We start from the raw sequence: 2,584 nt of genomic DNA on the forward strand, positions 1-2,584 counted from the left end.
GAGACGGCTTCCAGTTCTGTTCGGACCTGGCCGCCCCGCGCTGTTCCCTTGATGTACTGAAACGCCGAGCTGTCCCGAAAACGTTTTTGAAGCGTGGCAAGGTGTCAATCGGCTGCTCGCAAGGGGATCGCTCAGCGAACGCGGCTGAAGCGGAGCAGGAGCTTCTGGTCGCAGTAGTAGTCGAGCCAGTCGAGCAGCCGGCCCCGACCATGGTGCCCGCGACCGGTGGTCGGCACGAAGCGAATCGCGAGCCGGGCGGCCGCTGCGTCGAACCCGGCCTCCTTGAAGACGGTGACTACCTCATCGATGTCGTACAGCTCGGGCAGATGCAGCTCCTCGACGTTGGCGCGATGCCATTCCGCCATCAGCGGACTGGCGGCGTGAACACCCATGACGGCGTAGTACACGCCGCTGGGCAGCAGAGCGCCGAAGATCGCTCGGGCGTGGGCGGGAAGGTCGTGGATTAGGTAGAGCACCTCGTGGCTGAACGCTGCGTCGAAACCACCCCACCCGGCGGGAACCGTATCGCCGGCCTCGAACTGGAGCGGCCGCTGCCCGACGAGCCGCCGGGCGTCTTCGATCGCGCCCGAGGCCGGGTCGTAACCGAAACCCTCGGCGATGCCGCACCGATCAGCGAGCAGCCGAAGGAACCCGCCCCGGTTGCAGCCCCGCGTCGAGGACCCGCTTTCCGGCGAGGTCGACGTCAATCGTCTCGAGCATCGACTTCCAGACGAACGCGTGCTCGTCCTGCATGGCCTCGTCCGCGGCCGCGCCCTGCCAATAGGTCTGACTCATCTCGCTCTGACTCATCTCGCTCCTTACGCTACGGCGGGGTCGGGCGTGGTAGAGCGATCCCCCACCACCGCCCGGTTGGGGATCGCCTCGATGATCAGCTCGGGCGGATTAGCGCGCATCGTGTTCTCCGGGCTGTTGAGCACGTTGGCGATGATGGCGCCTAACTCGTGGGGCTTGGCCAGCATCTCGCGTGCTGTGCGGACAGCGGCGTCCGTCGACAGCACGCCGAGCTCGAACAGCATGTCCTCTTTGCGTGGGAAGTACAAGTAGAACAACGCTTTTCACACGCCCGCGTCCCGGCAGATGTCGGCCACGGTCACGCGGGGGTACCCGTTCGCCCGCCACAACACCATCGCCGCCTGCACGAGGGATCGCTTCGTCTCATGTGACCGAGCCTGCTGAAACGAGGCGCGTCGCTGACCGTGGTCAGCACCTGAGCGCCGCGCGATATCGGTCATGTGCAACGCATTCTTGCAGTCTTAATGGTTGTCCCGGGTCCGGCTTGTCGGGCACCAGCGAACTCCCTGCCCGGAGTACCTCTTCGGCTCCAACGGAACGCGGCCGTGTCGCCGGACCCGTGGGCATTCTTCACGTGGCGAGCAGACGGTTCATCTCGTCGGTGAAGCGGACGTTCAAGTTGTGCCAGCGCGGCAATCCGTTGTCACCGGGCTCGAGCTGTTCCGGGAAGAGCACGGTGCCGAAGCTCCCCTGGATCAGCGGCACGACCGAGAAGCCGGCACTGCGATACCAGGGCGCAGCCCGAGACGCGACCTCCTCGGGCGTCCCCACATACATCAGGTGCTGAACGTCCTCGTCGCTCATCATGGCGCAGACACTGAGCAGCTCGTCGCGGGAAAACTTGGTCGAACGGTGGGTGAGGCTGAGCGCCCAGTCGTCGCCCAGTGGGTGTTTGCCGCCCCATTTGGACCAGTGGTGACCGACGGGGGTCAGATTGAGCACAAAACTCCGGACGAACGGACTTTCCAGGGCTTCGGAGATCTGGCGGTCGTTCTCACACAGGATCATGGTCATGCCCGGTGCGATGACCAACGACTTGGGGTCGCGGTCGCGGCGCTCGGCTTCGCTCCACATCTCCGCGAGGTCGGCTTCCCAACTCGTGACCTGGTCGGCGTATCCGCCGGGCAGATAGGTGAGGAGGCCGTCTGCGACGCGCCCAGCGATCCGCATCGGGCGCGGGCCGCCGCCCGCAAGCAAAACGAGCGGCGGGTGTTCGGGGTTGTAGGGCGGCAGCGCGACGAGTGCCTCGTCGAGTTTCCAGAACCGGTTGTCGGGTTCCGTCACGGGCCGCGTTGTGCGCATGAGGGTCTTGATGATTCGAATCGCCTCTTCGAGATGCGCGTTGCGCGGCTCAGTGCGTTCGAGTCCGTAGGGCAGGAACTGTTTGTTCTCCCCGGTACCGATGGCGATCATCACCCGACCGTGTGAGATGTGGTCGAGGGTCAACAGCTCCTGGGCGAGGATCGACGGACTGCGGCGATAGCAGTCCACGATGGTGCTGAGGAGGATCTTCTCCGTGTGTGACGCGACGGCGGCGAGCAGCGGGATGGTGTTATAGCACGCCTCGTAGTCCGGCACCTGTGCCGCCGTCGGGATGAGCTCCGGCGACCAGATCGAACGGAAGATCCACGACTGCATTTGGTCGGAGTAGCCGGTGGCGACGTAGCCGAGCTGTTCGTAGAGTCGCGCGGCACGGATCGCATCGCGAACCCCTCCTGGCCGGTGCATCTCCATCCCCGCAGTGCCGGCGAAGGGGATGTTCCAGTCGAGC

Annotated in this window: 3 protein-coding genes and 1 pseudogene; all 4 read right to left on the reverse strand. The window is 65.1% G+C overall.

The features are described 5' to 3' along the window. Positions 1–131 precede the first annotated feature (131 nt). Positions 132–707: a class I SAM-dependent methyltransferase gene (locus ACLP4W_RS07405; RefSeq protein WP_442385493.1), complete on the reverse strand. Its 576-nt coding sequence runs from the start codon at positions 705–707 to the stop codon at positions 132–134. Next, positions 631–810: a hypothetical protein gene (locus tag ACLP4W_RS07410; protein WP_442385494.1), complete on the reverse strand. Its 180-nt coding sequence runs from the start codon at positions 808–810 to the stop codon at positions 631–633. The genes ACLP4W_RS07405 and ACLP4W_RS07410 overlap by 77 nt, the downstream gene beginning before the upstream one ends. Positions 811–875: 65 nt before the next feature. Next, positions 876–1,253, reverse strand: a pseudogene (locus ACLP4W_RS07415) (TetR/AcrR family transcriptional regulator); the annotation flags it as partial. A gap of 130 nt (positions 1,254–1,383) precedes the next feature. Beyond that, positions 1,384–2,584 (reverse strand): LLM class flavin-dependent oxidoreductase (locus tag ACLP4W_RS07420; RefSeq protein WP_442385495.1); only part of this gene is annotated, 1,201 nt, incomplete at its 5' end.

Source organism: Mycobacterium sp., assembly GCF_052145595.1.
GTDB lineage: Bacteria > Actinomycetota > Actinomycetes > Mycobacteriales > Mycobacteriaceae > Mycobacterium.